This is a genomic window from Phaeobacter sp. PT47_59 (assembly GCF_028890025.1).
In the GTDB taxonomy this organism is placed as follows: Bacteria; Pseudomonadota; Alphaproteobacteria; order Rhodobacterales; family Rhodobacteraceae; genus Phycobacter.
In genome coordinates, this window is sequence record NZ_JARCJL010000074.1 from 1 (window position 1) to 1,113 (window position 1,113).

General features: G+C 54.7%; 1 protein-coding gene and 1 pseudogene. Both read left to right on the forward strand.

Translation table 11 applies throughout. The features are described from left to right. Positions 1-82: 82 nt before the first annotated feature. Positions 83-709 carry an OmpW/AlkL family protein gene (locus tag PXK01_RS21935; protein WP_084739942.1) on the forward strand — a complete coding sequence of 209 codons (627 nt, stop codon included), beginning with the start codon at positions 83-85 and terminating at the stop codon, positions 707-709. A gap of 115 nt (positions 710-824) precedes the next feature. Then, a pseudogene (locus PXK01_RS21940) lies at positions 825-1,113 on the forward strand (IS110 family transposase); the annotation flags it as partial.

The following is a 1,113-nucleotide window of genomic DNA, read 5'->3' on the forward strand; positions in this document are numbered from 1 at the left end:
TAGGTGTCCCAAGGTCTTCCTCTCGGCCATCGCGCTCGCAGCCGTCGTTATCTACTGGTTATGAATCCTGACCCTAATCACGATGCTGGGTTGCTTTTCGTCGATCAGCGTCGCAAATGCGGAACCGCGTTACTCCAAAGGCGACTGGCTTTTTGGCCTGAATGCGGCGAAAGTATTCACGAACGAAACGTTGGATTCAATCAGCGCGGGCGGTGCGCCAATACCCGGGTCTGGTATCGATATCTCCGATGACACCACACTGAGTTTCGATGTTTCTTACTTCTTGAATTCATCTTTGGCATTGAATTTTTTTGGTGGTTTTCCTGCAAACGCCAATCTTACAGGAACCGGCAGCTTGGGGGGGATGACCGTCGGAGAGACAAAATACGGCCCTGCCATATTGTCGCTTCAATACCACTTTTCGACTAATTCATCCGTTAGCCCTTATTTTGGTGCCGGTATCGCTCGAATCTTGTTTCTGGAAGAACAAGGGGATGCACTCGCGGACTTCGACTTGAAAGACGCCTGGGCGCCTGCTCTCCAAGTTGGAATGCGCTATCAAATGAGCGACAATTGGTTTGCCAATGCTGATATACGTTATACCCCATTCGAAACAGATATCTCTGGGACACTCGGCGGGGCGCCGGTCAGAGGCAAGGTTTCGGTGGACCCAACAATCTTGAATATCGGTGTTGCCTACCGATTCTAGACCCCATGATCGGGCCTTGAACTGACTGGGTCTGTGGCCTCTCCCGCGGCATTCTCCGTTCGAGGGTTGCGCCCGGTTGGCGGGCGCCGAGCCTCAAGAATGGGGGAGAGACCATATGCAAGATAGCACGTTCATCGGGCTGGATGTCCACAAGGCGACGATTTCGGTGGCCATTGCACAGGGCGAACGGGGCGGTGAAGTCCGCCACTTGGGAACGGTGCCGCATCGGCCTGATCATGTGCGGAAGCTGGTCGAGAAGCTGGCAGCAGGCGGAGCACGGCTGCACTTCTGCTATGAGGCGGGCCCTTGCGGCTATGGCATCCATCACCAGATTGTCGAGATGGGACATGACTGTATCGTGGTGGCTCCTTCTTTGATCCCGGTTAAGGCGGGCAACCGGGTGA

What these genes read in the sequence shown, in the direction of transcription:
- PXK01_RS21935 (WP_084739942.1), top strand. Translation starts at nt 83, where the DNA reads ATGCTGGGTTGCTTTTCGTCGATCAGCGTCGCAAATGCGGAACCGCGT.